This is a genomic window from Bacillus xiamenensis (genome assembly GCF_001857925.1).
In the GTDB taxonomy this organism is placed as follows: Bacteria; Bacillota; Bacilli; order Bacillales; family Bacillaceae; genus Bacillus; species Bacillus xiamenensis.
The window spans coordinates 3,304,211-3,319,397 of sequence record NZ_CP017786.1 but is presented as its reverse complement, the minus strand read 5'-3'; the positions used below and the strand labels follow the sequence as shown (position 1 = coordinate 3,319,397).

The following is a 15,187-nucleotide window of genomic DNA, read 5'->3' as shown; positions in this document are numbered from 1 at the left end:
ATACAGCGTATGAAGAAAAGGACAAGGTTAGACCAACATTGTTAAGGGAGTTCAAGCTTGGCCGATTTTTTGGAAATGACCAGATAATACGAAACGAGAAGAACAGCGATACTTAACCAAAATGTGACATAGCCAATCTCATTCGAATACGCAGAAAGCATAGAATAACGCGGCATCATACCAAATACATAATCAATCACATCATTATGTAAAATCCATATACCAGCGACAACCAAGTGGCGCATTTGAAAGCGGTAATATGGGGCAAATAATACAGCCTGAACCGCCATGGCAAAGTGTGAACCAATCAGCATATACCCTTCCCACGGAAAATCTTCAACAGAAACCAGCACGAAGATATTCATCCCTACGGCCCATAACCCATATTTGATCAAGGTGACAAGGGCAAGGGCTTCAAAATAAGGAGCGTGACGTTTCATCAGAAAAGCTAGTAATACAAATAAAAAGAAAAAGCTTGCCGTTGGGCTGTCTGGAACAAAAGGTAAAAAGATAGCCGGCGTCTCTACAAGCTGCGGAATATACCAGTAATAGCCGTACACAGTGCCAAGAAAATTGACAATGAGCACCAGCACAAGCATGTAGCGTGTGGCTAGCAGATATTGAATCCATCTCATATTTCTCTTCACTCACGATCTGTTAAAATCAGAAAAAAGCTGACAGCGCCAGCTTTTTTCTCCTTTGAGTATATCCTTGTACTTGCATTTAAACAACTGAATTATTTAGATTTGACCTCAGATAAATATTTCGAGAGTTTTTCAAGTTCTTCATCGCTGCCTTTGAAGATGCCCTTAGGCATGTTTCCTTTTCCTTCTACAGCGATTTTCGCTATTTGTTCAGGTGTTAAGCCATTGTCAACAAGTGACGGCCCAGCTGCACCGCCTTGCATATTATCCCCGTGACAGGAGATACATGTCTGCTCTTGATAAATTTTATACTCTTCGGCTGAGGTGTCAATTTCTGCTTCTTTCTTAATTTCACCTTGCTTCGCTGCTGCTTCCCAATCATGAGTAGCAACAGATTCCCACGTTAAATATGTTGCTGCACCAACGGCAAGAATCATCATACCGACTGCAATCGGTCTTCTATATGGTCTACGTTCAGGACCAGAATCGAGAAATGGTGCGAGTAAAAGAGCACCAAACGCAATTCCAGGCATAATCATCGCGCCCACAACCGTATAGCTTCCTGCAGCAAATTCATATTTCAACAACTGGTACAAAAATAGGAAATACCAGTCTGGCAGCGGAATATAGCCCGTATCTGTTGGATCAGCCATCCGCTCAAGCGGAGGTGCATGAACAACAGTTAGGACAAGAAATCCAATTAAAAAAACGGCACCTACAAGCCATTCCTTTAAAAGAAAGTTCGGCCAAAAGGCTTCTGTTTTTCCCGGATATTCGGAATAGTCTTTAGGTATGTTAGGTTTTCTTTCTGCCGGTATTCTGGAATCTCCGACAAACTTCATCCCTTTTCCCCTATGCAAAGTCATCCCCTCCTCATTGAACATTCATCAAACGCAAAATTTTACAGCGGTCCAGAAATTCCTTGCTTACGAATCATAATAAAGTGGGCAGCCATCAGCCCAAATAATGCCGCTGGCAAGAAAAAGACATGGATAGCGAAAAATCTCGTCAGCGTTTGTGCTCCTACAATGTCAGGATGACCTGCAAGCAGCGTTTTAATCTCTTTTCCAATGAAAGGTGTCGCCTCTGCAATTTGAAGACCAACCTTCGTCGCAAACAGCGCCTTCATATCCCATGGTAAAAGATACCCTGTAAAACCAAGTCCAAGCATCACAAAGAAAATGAGCACACCTACAATCCAGTTTAGCTCTCTCGGCTTCTTATACGCCCCTTGGAAAAAGACCCGTAGCGTATGTAAAAACATCATCACGATTACTAGACTCGCACCCCAGTGGTGCATCCCTCTGACAATCTGTCCAAATGCGACTTCATTTTGCAAATAATAGACAGATTCCCATGCGTTTTTAATATCCGGCACATAATACATCGTTAAAAACATACCCGAAAGGACTTGAATGACAGTCACAAAAAACGTTAAACCGCCAAAACAATACACAAAAGCAGAGAAATGATGCGCTGGATTGACGTGCTCCGGCACTTCATGATCCGCAATATCTCTCCATATCGGTGTAATGTCTAGCCGCTCATCTACCCAATCATAAATCTTGTTAAGCATCGTTACCCTTCCCCTTTCGGCACAGCTTTTCCAAGATAGAGGTATCCGTCCTTCACTTGCTGCTTATAATGGTCAAGCGGCGCAAGCGGCGGAGTTCCGGGTACGTTTGTACCATCCTTGTCGTACAGCCCATAGTGACACGGGCAGAAAAATTTGTTTGGATTTTTCGGATCACTGTTCCAGTTCACTGTACATCCTAAATGTTTACAGATTGGCGATAAAGCGACAATTTCATCCCCTTCTTTGTACACCCATGCTGACCTAGATTCCTTTGACTCATACCATGCATCTACTTGGTCAATTTTAAAGTCAAAGCGCTTCGGTTCCTTTGTCAATTCATCCACACTGACAACTTGAACCATATCCTGATCCTCTGTTCCTTTTAGCACAGGGTCAAGCGCAAAGCGAACCATAGGCATGAGCATTCCAGCGGCCATAAATCCCCCCACGCCGGTCAACGTGTAATTCAAAAATTGACGCCTGGACACTCCATGTCTCTTCTCGCTCATTTTTTTCTCCCCCCCTCAGGTCGTCAGCTACTTTATAACTGAATTAGAAAAAATTTCATAAAACTAGGACACCCTCATAATATATCAATCTATTCACAAGGTCAACAGCCTAAAAAGCTATGTACAATGCAAATGTAAGGGTTTTTATGAAGGGTTCCATTTTTGTAACAAAAAGTTCAAAATTTGTTCTACACTGTCTTGAATGACTTTTTGCTTTAATTCGACCTTTAAATGCTCCAATGGAACCGGGTGCAGCAAAAATAGCGACTCATTCACTTCTAACTGCTCTTTCCACTGATGATCGGAAGTGATAAATACGACATGCTGAAAATGTTCTTGTAATGATTGTTTCACTGCAAGTATGTCGTCTTGTTTACGATCATTGACTTCTAAATATGTATGTGGAGGAAAAAGAAACACTCTGCCTTTTAGCTGCCTTTCAAGATCCTCTGCCACTAGAATTGTAAACTCCCCTAAAGATGCGGTTTGTTTAATTTGGTTTGCACTGATCCTAATTAATGGAATGATAGCGGTATCAATGTAATCTTTAGATTGTAAAAAGCGTTCCGCGTCCTCCGCCTGAAACTTCATCTAGTTCCCCTCTTTCATCACATAAGCCCTGCCTGAATAGGGCAAGGCTTATTGGCTGACTTTATGATAATAGGCTTAATTCTTTGGCTAACTTATTAAACGTTTCTTGATCATGACGGTCAAGCGCTTCGTCTATTTCTTTCATAAGCCGTTCTTTTTGGAAAGTAGCGATAGAGTGCTCTAATACTTTCTCAGCAAGATCCTTATCTTTTTCATTTTCATAAAGATCTTTAGGAATATGAGGATTTGTTTCTAGAACGGCTGCATATTCCGGCGAACGATAAGCAGAGCGGAAATTCAACTGAATAAACAAATCTTGCTGTTTATTCAAACGAATATCATGAAATGATTTTTCAGCATCTGTCGTCATGATGTTTTCTTTATAAAATCTAAAGGGAACTTCATCCACACAGTGTGTTGACATAATAATTCCCCTTGGGCAAAATTCTGCTTGCTCTACAAAATGAACCTTTTCCATCAAAGAGTCGTGACTCATTAAATAATTTAATATCCAAACACATTCTCTTCGCTTTAACTGATAATGGTTTAAGAACCACCGGATAAATTCCTTTTTTTCATTGACAGAAACAGGGGTCTGCATGTTATTCCCTCCTCTATCGTAAATTAAATTGCTATACCTGAATTATTCAACAAACCAGTTCTTCATTCCTGCAAACTATAAGGAAATTTCGTCTTCAATTCTTAAAATTGTTTCTTGAATTTCTTCATTCACGCCATCTTTTTGAAGAACTTTACGTAATAACGGTAAGGCTTCTTTTTGTCTGCCTTCTTCTAAAAGGAACGAAGCGTATTCGTATAAAAAGTCACGGTCCTCATCAAAATCAGGCAGAGCAAGTTTGAAATACTCAGCTGCTTCTTCGTATTCCTCTCGTCCAACAGAAGCAGAAGCAGCATACCAGTTCCATTTTGGATCATCTTCTCCAAAACTCTTAACTTCTTTGATGACATCGAGAATGTCATCATACAGCTCTTCATTTAAATAGATCGCTAGCAGTGTTTGAACCGCTTCAATATATCCTGGATCAAGGGCGAGTGCTTCTTGAAGCAGCTTTTTCGCATCTTCCGAATCGCCATTTTTCAAAGCAATCTTTGCCCCATATAAATATAACTCTTTGTTATACTCATCCATTTTAATACCTTCTTTTACTGCCTCTAACGCCTCATGATATAGTCCTTCTTCCTCATAGCTTTTGGCTAAAGGCATATAAAGTGACGAATAAGATGGATCCATCTCTTTTAGTACTGAAAGCTGCTGAATAGCTGTCTTCGTTCTGCCAGCCCTCATTGCTGTAAATCCGTAGCCAAAGAGTGTATTTGGGTCTGCTTGATCCTTTACCGCCTTTTCATACCATTCAAGCGCATCTTCAAATTCTCCAGCTGTGCTTAACGATTCAGCGAGACGCTGATATACATTGACGCCGCCAACCTCATTTTGTTGATCGACCACTTTGTAGAAATAATCGGCTGCTTTCTTTGAAAGACCTTGAGAAAAGTACAATTCACCTAACGCGAAGTCAATGACGGCTTCATTAGGTAATAATTCTTTCGCTTTTAAAAGCTTTTGTTCACTCACTTCAAATAGCCCTTGCATTTGATACAAATCCGCCATTAACAATAAACTCTCTGGATACGCATCGTCATCTTCAGGAATCGTTTCAAGTACAGCAATTGCCTTCTCTTCTTCATCAGAGTCAATGAGTAGCTCTGCATAAAAACAGGTTAATCCAGTTTCCTCTGGATATAAATCATGTAAATCACTGATGAGATTCCGCGCTTTGTCAATATCTCCCCACTCATAATATAACTGAGCTGCCTGCGCCTTTTCTTCATCGTGTAGATGCTTCTCTGCTTGTGCAAGTGTTTGGAGTCCTTTTTCAGTCTCACCTGCCTCAACTAATTTTATGGCTTCTTGTAATGAACTATTCAAATCAAACCGTTCCTTTCTATTTCCAAAAACCTAAACTGTTGTTACTTCATATCATAATCGACAGCTGCATATCCAGCAAATATGTTGCTCTTTTCACATGAAGCCATTTTTGTCTTTTAAAGACTCTTTTTCAATCAATACTTTACTAAACTGACGATTTGTAAACCGTAAACGCTAAAAAATCATGTTTGAATCAACAAAACGTTTTTTTTCAAGGTTTCACCTTGAGACAAGCTATGCTATCATTCTTTCAAATATGCAAAAGGAAAGAAAAAGCCTGAGGAAATCCTCAGACTGTTTTCGTTAAGTATTCAATGTGTTCAAAGAAATTTGGATAAGATACACGCACTGCATCTGTATCTTCAATTTCAATTGCTTGCTCTGTGATACATGCAGCAATTCCTAACATCATACCAATTCGGTGATCTCCGTAGCTGGAGACGACTGCGCCGCCCTTAAGGCTGGTTTTACCATGAATCTTCATTCCATCATCAGTTGCTTCAATATGAGCACCTAGTTTTTTAAGTTCTGAAACGACGGTATCAATTCGATTGGTTTCTTTTACTTTTAACTCAGCCGCATCTTTAATGATCGTTGTTCCTTCTGCTTGAGTAGCTAGAAGCGCAATAATAGGAATTTCGTCGATGAGTCTGGAGATGATATCACCAGAAATTTCAATCCCTTTTAAGGAAGAGGTAGAGATGATTAAATCACCGTATGGTTCTCCGCCTTTTGCATCCACTTCATGAATGTCCAGGTTCGCACCCATTTGCTTCAGTACATCTATAATGCCAGTTCTTGTTTTGTTTAAGCCGACATTTTTCAATACAATCCGGCTGTTTGGAACGATAGATCCAGCTACTAGGAAAAAGGCAGCTGAAGATATATCTCCTGGGACAAATATATCTGTCGCTTTTAATGTTTGTCCCCCTTCAATGGAGACACTTTGTGCGTCTTCATGTAGCGAGACACCAAACATTGAGAGCATTCTTTCGGTATGATCTCTTGATTTATGGGGCTCAGTTAACGTCGTTGTTCCTTCTGCTTGCAGTCCAGCTAAAAGGACAGCCGACTTAATTTGCGCACTTGCAACCGGAGACTTGTAAGAGATGGCTTTTAGATTGCCCCCGCGTATAGAAAGTGGTGTATACTCGCCATTTGCTCTGCCATCTATTTTGGCGCCTAATTGTCTTAGCGGACCTGTTACTCGTTTCATTGGTCGTTTGGCAATACTTTCGTCACCGATCAGCGTACTGTGGAACTCACAGCCAGCTAAGATTCCCATCATTAAACGAATGGTGGTGCCAGAATTACCAACATCAAGGATATCACTCGGCTCTTTAAGCTCTTTCAGTCCTTTGCCGTGAATGACAACATCTGTTCCTTTTTGTTCGATGTCTACACCCATCTTTCTAAAGCAATCAATCGTACTTAAACAATCAGCTCCAGGAAGAAAGTTTTTCACTACTGTTGTCCCATCAGCGATAGCACCAAACATCACGGATCTATGAGAAATGGATTTGTCGCCAGGAATATGAATTTCTCCGTTCATAGGAGCATGTTTATGAATTTTCATGTTCGTCACCTCAGTCAGCATAAAATGTATCGTAATTCGCTCTATTTTTTATACAGAGTTCTGCCCGCTTGCGATCGTCATCTGTTTGAAAACTAATGCGTAAAATCCCGTTAATGTCTTCTCGTGTTTCAATAATACGGATATTCGTAATACTAATATTTTCACTTGCTAGATAACCTGTAATTTCAGAAATAACACCAGGATGATCCGGAACATCCACATAAAGATCATAAAAAGCAGGGATCGCTCCTTTTTTTCTTAGAGGAAGGCCATCACGATATTCCTTTGCATCTTGAAAATAAGAGAATAATCTCTCAGCGTCTTCTTGCTTCACAAAGGATTCGATGCGCTCAATCTCTTTTTTCCATTCCTGGAATCTGTCTAAAATCTTGTTTTTATTGTGCAAAAGGATATCGCGCCACATGGCAGGATTACTTGATGCAATACGGGTAATATCCCGAAATCCACCAGCTGCAAACCGTTTGACAAGAGGAAATTGCTCTTCAAAATGGTGCGCTTGATGCACAAGACTAGCAGCGACTATATGCGGAAAGTGACTGATGACACTTGTCACGGCGTCATGTTCTTCCGGCGTCATTTCTATAAAATGAGCATTCGTTCCCTTCAGCAATTCCATCAAACGATCAATAGCCTGACGACTTGTTACCTTTGCTGGCGTTAAAATGTAGAATGCATTTTCAAATAAGAAGTCTTTCGCTGCAATGACACCTGATTTATGAGAACCGGCCATTGGATGTCCACCAATAAATTGGTAGTGATCAGGCAACGTTTTTTCCGCAAAATTAACAACCTTCTGCTTTGTGCTACCCACATCCGTAATCGTTAGCTCTCTTTCAATTCCAGATGCTGCAATATCACTTAGCATTTTGATTGTTTGTTGAACTGGCGTTGCCAAAATAATGGTTGCTGATTCATGTAAACCTTCCATAAATGAATCGGCTGTTGCATCAATGATGCCAAGCTTTGTTGCAGCAACCATTTGCTCTTTAGCAACATCATAGCCTACAATTTTTTTATGAGGAAACTCTTTTTTAATTGACAGTGCAATGGAACCGCCAATTAAACCAAGTCCAGCGATTAATATGGTTTCGTTTGCTTCATTCATGTTCATCACCTGATTTTTCGTGAAAATTAAACAAGCCGTTTCAATAGCTGATATGTATAGTGGATGAGCTACAACGAAAGCCATATCCTATAAACAGGATATGACTTCATTGTTATGCTACGCACGAATGCCTTCTAATAAATTGGCGAGTGTAGTTAAAATTTCTTCATTTTGCTCCTTCGTTCCAACAGTAATACGCAAAGAAGTTGGAAAGCCGAGTGCTTTACCAGAACGAACAATATAGCCTTTTTTCAATAGGGCATTGAACAGTTCATCTGCATCTCTTTGAAAATCAATCAGCACAAAGTTTGTTTGAGATGGATAGATAAACAGCCCAAAGCGGTCTGCAAATGCTTGATATTGCTTGAGACCTGCTTCATTTTTTTGTCTGCACGATTGAATGAAGTCTTGATCTTTTATAGCAGCACGCGCAGCTGCCTGAGCGATACGACTTGTATTAAATGGCTCTCTCGCTGGTTCAATGGCAGTAATCAGTTCCTCTGACGCAATCCCGTACCCTACTCGAAGTGCTGCCAGTCCATATGCTTTAGAAAACGTTCGGAGCACAATGACATTTTGATAGGAGTTTAATAAAGATAAACTATCCGGAAAGTCTTCCGCACGAACATATTCAAAATACGCTTCATCTAGAACGACAAGCACGTGAGCTGGCACTTGATCTAAAAATGACACGAGCTCAGATTCTGACAAATGATTTCCCGTCGGATTATTTGGATTACATACCCAAACAACCTTCGTGTTTTCATCAATCGCAGCCAGCATCCCCTTCAGATCATGAGCTCCTCCGTCTAAAAGCGGCACTTCACGAATTTCTGCATGTTCAATCACTGCATTGTGACGATATTGCGGAAAAGATGGAGATGGGATAACGGTATTTGTATGTTGGTCAAGGAATGCTCTAGCAATAATTTGCACAAGTTCATCTGAGCCATTCCCGAAAATTAATTGTTTTTCATTTACTTGAAGAAATGCAGCTAGCTCCGATCTTAACTCTGCGCTGTATCCATCTGGATAAATCGCTAAGTGTTCGAGCTCAGCTTGTATGGCCTCTTTTGCATGTGTGGAACATCCAAAAGGGTTTTCATTTGAAGCCAATTTCACAATTTTATCTAATTGATATTCTTTTTTGACCTCTTCAATTGGTTTCCCAGGTTGATACGGTTTTAGTTGTTTTAATTGATCTTTGATTTGCAACATGTTTCACCTCATTTGAATGAATAGAGGGGACTAAACGTTTTTGCATATGTTTCAAATTCTCTTAGTGCCTCCTGACGTGTATCACTTGCGATCAATTGTTCTTGAAGCTCTTCAATTTTTTTCACAAGGGCACTGCCTACAACGACACCATCACTTATTTTATTCATTGAGTCAACCTGTTCTCTTGTTGAAATGCCAAAACCTACAGCAACCGGAATTTGACTCTGCTGTTTGACTTGCTGAATAAAATCAGTAATCGACGCGTCAAAGGATTGTCTGACACCTGTAACGCCGAGAGATGAAACACAATACACAAAACCTTCTGCCTGCTCTACAATTTTTTCTAATCGCTCCTTGCTTGTTGGTGCAACGAGCGATATATATGAAATGTCATGTGTTTGACAGTTCTTCTGAAGCTCGCTGCTCTCTTCAAACGGCAAGTCGGGTGTTAAGAGTCCCGAAATATGATTTTTGCGCAGTAAAGCGAAAAAGTATTCTGTGTCTAATTGTAACACAGGATTATAATACGTAAATAGAATTAGAGGAATTTTTACACCGTTTTTTTTCATCTTCCCTGCTAATTCTATCGCTTTTACGATATTCATGCCATGATGTAAAGCTCTTTTAGAAGCTCTTTGAATCACAGGACCGTCCGCTAATGGATCGGAATAAGGAACACCTAATTCAATCGCATGTGCACCCGCTGCTTGAAGAGCGACGGCTAAATCAATGGTCACCTCTTCTGATGGATCACCTGCCGTGATAAAGGGAATGAATAATTTCTCACCTTGTTCTAATTGAAATGTGATCATTTTGTTTCACCCTCACTTTCAAGCACATTCATTAATGTATGCACATCCTTATCTCCTCTTCCTGACAAGCAGACAAGGACAATGTCGTCTTCATTCATGTTCTGGCTCACTTCAAACGCTTTGGCTAAAGCATGTGCCGATTCAATCGCTGGCAGGATGCCTTCTTTTTCTGTGAGCAGCTTTAATGCATCTAGTGCTTCTTGATCTGTGGCACTCACATATTGAACCCGTCCGCTCGCATGCAAGTATGCGTGCTCTGGTCCAATTCCAGGATAATCTAAACCCGCCGAAATAGAATATGGCTCAATAATTTGACCAAATTCGTCTTGAATTAAGTATGTCAAAGATCCATGTATGACACCTTTTGTTCCTTTTGTGATGGTTGCTGCATGAAGCGGGGTGTCAATTCCTTTCCCAGCAGCTTCTACGCCAATGATATCGACCTCTTCATCTAGGAACGCCCGGTACATGCCAATGGCATTACTACCGCCGCCAACACAGGCAATGACTTTATGAGGAAGCCGGCCTTCCTTTTCAAGTATCTGTGCTTTTGCCTCATCACCGATCATCCGCTGGAATTCACTGACGATTTGAGGATATGGATGAGGCCCTACAACTGATCCAATCATATAAAAATGGTCACTGCAGTGCTGAACCCAGTAACGGATGGCTTCATTGGTTGCATCTTTTAATGTTCCGTTCCCGCTTGTGACAGGTATGACCTCAGCGCCGAGCAGTTTCATTCGGAACACATTGAGTGATTGTCTTTCCACATCTTCTTTCCCCATAAATACAGTGCAGGATAAGCCGAATTTTGCTGCCACAGTGGCAGCAGCTACGCCGTGCTGTCCTGCTCCTGTTTCGGCGATGATGTTTGATTTCCCCATTTTTTTCGCTAGCAGCGCCTGCCCAAGCGCATTGTTAATTTTATGAGCGCCTGTGTGATTTAAATCTTCTCTTTTCAAGTAGATTTTTGCGCCCCCGAGATATGCTGATAATTGATCCGCGTATGTGAGGGCAGTCGGTCTGCCTGAATAGTTTTGCAGAAGCGATATATACTCCTTTTGAAAAGCAGGATCTTCTTTTAATTCACGAAAAGCTTGTTCGATTTCTTCTAGTGGCTGCATGAGCGTTTCAGGAACAAATTTCCCTCCGAATTCTCCATATCTGCCAAGCTCATTTGGATATGCGTACATCGTTTAACATCCTTTCTTCGAGCGCTTTTATCTTTGTCGTGCTTTTCTTCCCGTTTTCTTCTATTCCGCTTGAAAGGTCAATGGCGTCTGGACCATAAGCAAGCAGGTCTGTTATTGTTTCTGGCGTCACCCCGCCTGCAATCACGCAAGTTTTCCCCAGCTGTTTTGCGTGCTGAACATATGAAGGCACCGCCTCCCATGCAAAAGCTGTTCCAGAACCGCCCCTCATTCCCTTTACTTTCGAATCAATGAGAAAACCATCGACAAATGGCGCGAATGTCGTCATATTTTTAAGTGTGTCGTTTAAATGGGGCTCGTGATGGAACACTTTCCAAACTGCAGCCCCTGTTTGTTGTTTGATTTCCTTTGCATCTTCTGGTGTCTCATCTCCATGAAGCTGCACGATATCTAAGGGTAGGTCGTTTGCGATATCACACACTCTCTGTATCTTTTCATTCACAAACACACCCACAATATCTTTCGTGCAATTGACTTGTGACAGCCAGTGCTTTATTTGATCTGGATGGACCTCTCTTTTACTTGGCGCAAGGATAAATCCGATGGCATCCGCATGAGATTGCGAGATGCAAGCGACATCCTCTTGTGAGACAGCTCCGCAATATTTTAAATAAGGCTTCATTCTATTCATTCTCCAAACAATGCCTGAACGGCTTTTTCCTGTGATGGTTCTCTCATGAAAGATTCACCAACAAGGACAGCACCTGCTCCATGCTGTTTCACATAGGTCAGGTCATCAAATGTCTGAATGCCGCTTTCACTCACTAGTAATACATCCTTTGGAACAAGTGGTGCGATTTCTTTTGTTTGTTCGAGTGTTGTTGTAAATGTATTTAAATTCCGGTTGTTCACTCCAATGATCTCAGGAGTAAACACATTCAAAATATTCACTAGTGTTTGTGCTGCATGTACTTCAACGAGGACATCCAGCCCTTTTTCGCTTGCTTCAATATAAAGCTCGTGCAGTTTTTTCGGTTCAAGTACTTCTCCAATCAATAAAATGGCATCAGCCCCTATGCGTTTTGACTCTTCTACTTGTATGGAGTCAATAATGAAATCTTTTCTTAAAATAGGGCGTGTGATGTGTTCTTTGATAAGGGACAGGTACTCGTTTTTCCCTTGGAAAAACGGTTCATCCGTTAAGACAGATAGACAATCTGCGTTTGATGATTCATATGCTTTTGCTGTCTGTAAAGGATCAAAGTTAGGCTGAATGACTCCTTTTGAGGGAGATGCTTTTTTCACCTCAGCAATGAGTCCGATTGAGCGGTGAGGGTTCATCAGTGCTTCTTTAAATGATCGTCTTTCAAAATGTCCATCAGCAGGTAATTGCAAGGTTTGGACATGTTCTTTTTTGCGGGTAATAATGTCATTAAGCATAGATCTCTTCCTCTTTCGTTTTTTGTTTTAAACGGGCTAATTGTTCTTTGGCTGCCCCGTTTTTAATCGTTTCTAACGCTTTGATTGTTCCTGCCATCAAACTCTCTGACTTTCCTGCCACATATAAAGCGGCTCCTGCGTTCAGCGCTGTAATATGAAGGGGCGCTCCTCCTGTTTGATGATTCAATATATTCTGAATCAATTTGGCACTTTCTTCCGGTGATTGAACCTGAATGTCTGATAAATGCCCTTTTTCAAGTCCAAAGTCTTCTGGGTTTAACGTATATTCTGTCATCACATCTTTTTTAAGTTCAATAACATACGAATTCGCTGTAATGGTTAATTCATCCAGTCCATCTTCTCCACAAACAAACAGCACATGTTCTGGCTCTAAAGGGGCAAGCGCTTTTGCCATGAGCTTTGCCTTTTCCTTTGAATACACACCGATGATTTGCTTTTTGGCTTGCATCGGGTGGCAAAGCGGCCCTAATAGGTTAAATATCGTCCGAAATCCGAGCTGCTTGCGAACAGCTGCTACTTGTTTCATAGATGAATGATAGAGAGGGGCGAATAAAAAGCCCATGTTTTTCTCTTGTATTTGCCGTCTTGTTTCTTCAGGTGTGGACTGAATTTGAATGCCAAGGCATTCTAGCACGTCGGCACTTCCGCTTTTGGATGAGACCGAACGATTTCCATGTTTGGCGATTTTAGCACCGGCGGCGGAAGCAACGATGGCGGCGGCGGTTGATATATTAAATGTCGATAAACCATCGCCTCCCGTTCCGCACGTATCAACGACATCAAGCGATCCTTCCATTGGCGCTGCATTTTTCCTCATGGCTTTCACAAATCCTGTCATCTCTTCAGAGGTTTCCCCTCTATGTGCTAAAATGGCGAGACTGGCAGCGACTTCAGCATCTGTTAAAGAGCCGCTCATCATATCATGCATCAGCCGGTTCGCTTCATTTTCTGATAGACATCCTCCATTAACAAGAGCTGATAGTCGTTGATTCATCTTGCACACTCTCCTTCTCTGAAAAAATTTGTTCAGCAAGCTGAATGGCTTTCAAAAGTGCCCCGGCCTTGTTGCATGTCTCTTGCCATTCGTTTTCCGGAACAGAATCAGCGACAATGCCAGCACCTGCTTGTATAGAAGCGGTTTGATTTTTCACACTCATCGTGCGAATGGTAATACAGGAGTCAATATTGCCGTCAAATCCAATATAAGCAATACAGCCACCATACGTTTCTCTTGGCTCAGGCTCCATTTCATTTAATAATTGCATCGCCCTAATTTTCGGAGCACCTGTCAATGTACCTGCTGGGAAAGCGGACATGAGCGCATCAACTGGATGCGTATCTTGCTTCAGCTTTCCTGTCACAATAGAGATGATGTGCATGACGTGTGAAAAGTTCACGACTTTTGTAAAAGTCGGGACGGACACGCTGCCGTATTCTGCCACGCGTCCAACATCATTTCGGGCAAGATCTACTAACATGTAATGTTCTGCTTTTTCTTTTTCATCATCTAGCAGTTCTCTTGCTAACGCAGCGTCTTCTTCTTTTGACATTCCTCGTTTTCTTGTACCTGCAATTGGATGAATTTCTAAGTGCCCATTTTTCGCATGGATTAATCGTTCTGGCGAGCTGCCGACTAAGTCTCGATCTTTTAGTTTCATAAAATACATATACGGAGATGGATTGACAATCCGAAGCACGCGATACAATTCAAATGAGCTCACCGTCACAGGAATGTCAAAGCGCTGTGATAGTACACCTTGGAAGATATCGCCTGCTCTAATGTACTCCTTGATTTTTTCGACGTCCTTTAAAAATTGCGATTTTTCATATGTTGAAGTCACCTGTTCAAAGGACGGCGCTTCGTTCATATTCCCTGATAAAATCAGTTCTTTCATATCAATCTTTGTGTGAAGCTGCTGAATCATACGTTCGAGTCGTTTTTGATTTTTCTTATATGCTTGTATTTTTTCATCCTCTGTCTCATGACCGGACAGCTGAGTATATTGAATAAAATGAACATGATTTGTTTCGTGGTCAAACGCAATCATCGTTTGACAAACAAATAATGTGCAATTATCTGTTGTTGATGCCTTCTTATGCGGCATGACAGAAGGTTCGATGTTTGGGATAAGGTCGTAGCTTAAGTACCCAACAGCTCCGCCTGTAAACGGGATATCAACATCTGGCGTCTTGATTTGATATTGCTCTTTCATCCAGTCGAGTAAATCTTTCAGTTCTGCTTTTTGCATCACTGCCTCTCCCGTAGCGTCACGTGCAACATATTGGCCTTGTTCATCATGTAAAGTTAAAAAAGGGTGTAATCCGATGAAGGAATATCTCGACCAACTGGAAGATTCGTCTTTGCTTTCTAGTAGATACACAATATCCTGTTTCAGTTTCTCAACAATTTGAATCGGTGACAGGGTATCTACTGTAATGGTTTCAACAATCGGAATCGTTTTGTAAGACGTACTGTCTTTTAAAAATTGAGTCAGGTTTGATTGGGAATTCATAAGCACACTCCTTAAATGGGATTAAGGAGAATGAGGGGACATATAGAGGGTTTGTATGA

General features: G+C 41.3%; 16 protein-coding genes. All 16 read right to left on the bottom strand.

Features of this window, described 5'->3' with window-relative positions; translation table 11 throughout:
- Positions 1 to 41 precede the first annotated feature (41 nt).
- Positions 42 to 635, bottom strand: a complete 594-nt coding sequence (lhaT, locus tag BK049_RS17010; RefSeq protein ID WP_008356773.1) for a lipoprotein heptaprenylglyceryl N-acetyltransferase LhaT — start codon at positions 633 to 635, stop codon at positions 42 to 44.
- 101 nt (positions 636 to 736) lie between these two features.
- Positions 737 to 1,504, bottom strand: a complete 768-nt coding sequence (locus tag BK049_RS17005) for a menaquinol-cytochrome c reductase cytochrome b/c subunit (RefSeq protein ID WP_008356771.1) — start codon at positions 1,502 to 1,504, stop codon at positions 737 to 739.
- A gap of 41 nt (positions 1,505 to 1,545) precedes the next feature.
- Complete coding sequence (qcrB, locus tag BK049_RS17000; protein ID WP_003215804.1) at positions 1,546 to 2,220, bottom strand: menaquinol-cytochrome c reductase cytochrome b subunit; 675 nt, start codon at positions 2,218 to 2,220, stop codon at positions 1,546 to 1,548.
- Positions 2,221 to 2,222: 2 nt separating this feature from the next.
- A complete protein-coding gene (locus BK049_RS16995; protein WP_007500911.1) occupies positions 2,223 to 2,729 on the bottom strand; it encodes a ubiquinol-cytochrome c reductase iron-sulfur subunit in 507 nt (168 codons plus the stop codon).
- A gap of 144 nt (positions 2,730 to 2,873) precedes the next feature.
- Complete coding sequence (locus BK049_RS16990; RefSeq protein WP_008356769.1) at positions 2,874 to 3,320, bottom strand: YpiF family protein; 447 nt, start codon at positions 3,318 to 3,320, stop codon at positions 2,874 to 2,876.
- Between the two features lie 61 nt (positions 3,321 to 3,381).
- Positions 3,382 to 3,921 (bottom strand): ReoY family proteolytic degradation factor, encoded by a 540-nt coding sequence (locus BK049_RS16985; RefSeq protein WP_008344562.1) that lies wholly within the window; start codon positions 3,919 to 3,921, stop codon positions 3,382 to 3,384.
- Positions 3,922 to 3,996: 75 nt separating this feature from the next.
- Entirely contained in the window at positions 3,997 to 5,268 is a 1,272-nt protein-coding gene (locus BK049_RS16980; protein WP_071169011.1) for a tetratricopeptide repeat protein, read from the bottom strand.
- A gap of 289 nt (positions 5,269 to 5,557) precedes the next feature.
- A complete protein-coding gene (gene aroA / locus BK049_RS16975; RefSeq protein ID WP_008356765.1) occupies positions 5,558 to 6,844 on the bottom strand; it encodes a 3-phosphoshikimate 1-carboxyvinyltransferase in 1,287 nt (428 codons plus the stop codon).
- A 10-nt stretch (positions 6,845 to 6,854) separates the two neighbouring features.
- Positions 6,855 to 7,970: a prephenate dehydrogenase gene (locus BK049_RS16970; RefSeq protein WP_071169010.1), complete on the bottom strand. Its 1,116-nt coding sequence runs from the start codon at positions 7,968 to 7,970 to the stop codon at positions 6,855 to 6,857.
- Positions 7,971 to 8,087: 117 nt separating this feature from the next.
- Positions 8,088 to 9,185, bottom strand: a complete 1,098-nt coding sequence (gene hisC, locus BK049_RS16965) for a histidinol-phosphate transaminase (protein ID WP_034738567.1) — start codon at positions 9,183 to 9,185, stop codon at positions 8,088 to 8,090.
- Positions 9,186 to 9,196: 11 nt separating this feature from the next.
- Positions 9,197 to 10,000 (bottom strand): tryptophan synthase subunit alpha, encoded by an 804-nt coding sequence (trpA, locus tag BK049_RS16960; protein ID WP_008356760.1) that lies wholly within the window; start codon positions 9,998 to 10,000, stop codon positions 9,197 to 9,199.
- On the bottom strand, positions 9,997 to 11,196 hold the full coding sequence (trpB, locus tag BK049_RS16955; protein WP_008356758.1) for a tryptophan synthase subunit beta: 1,200 nt from the start codon (positions 11,194 to 11,196) through the stop codon (positions 9,997 to 9,999). Before trpB ends, trpA begins: the two co-directional genes overlap by 4 nt.
- Complete coding sequence (locus BK049_RS16950) at positions 11,177 to 11,845, bottom strand: phosphoribosylanthranilate isomerase (protein ID WP_071169009.1); 669 nt, start codon at positions 11,843 to 11,845, stop codon at positions 11,177 to 11,179. The genes trpB and BK049_RS16950 overlap by 20 nt, the downstream gene beginning before the upstream one ends.
- Complete coding sequence (trpC, locus tag BK049_RS16945) at positions 11,842 to 12,594, bottom strand: indole-3-glycerol phosphate synthase TrpC (protein ID WP_071169008.1); 753 nt, start codon at positions 12,592 to 12,594, stop codon at positions 11,842 to 11,844. The genes BK049_RS16950 and trpC overlap by 4 nt, the downstream gene beginning before the upstream one ends.
- Positions 12,587 to 13,609 (bottom strand): anthranilate phosphoribosyltransferase, encoded by a 1,023-nt coding sequence (trpD, locus tag BK049_RS16940; protein ID WP_071169007.1) that lies wholly within the window; start codon positions 13,607 to 13,609, stop codon positions 12,587 to 12,589. Before trpD ends, trpC begins: the two co-directional genes overlap by 8 nt.
- Complete coding sequence (gene trpE, locus BK049_RS16935; protein WP_071169006.1) at positions 13,581 to 15,128, bottom strand: anthranilate synthase component I; 1,548 nt, start codon at positions 15,126 to 15,128, stop codon at positions 13,581 to 13,583. Before trpE ends, trpD begins: the two co-directional genes overlap by 29 nt.
- Positions 15,129 to 15,187 lie beyond the last annotated feature (59 nt).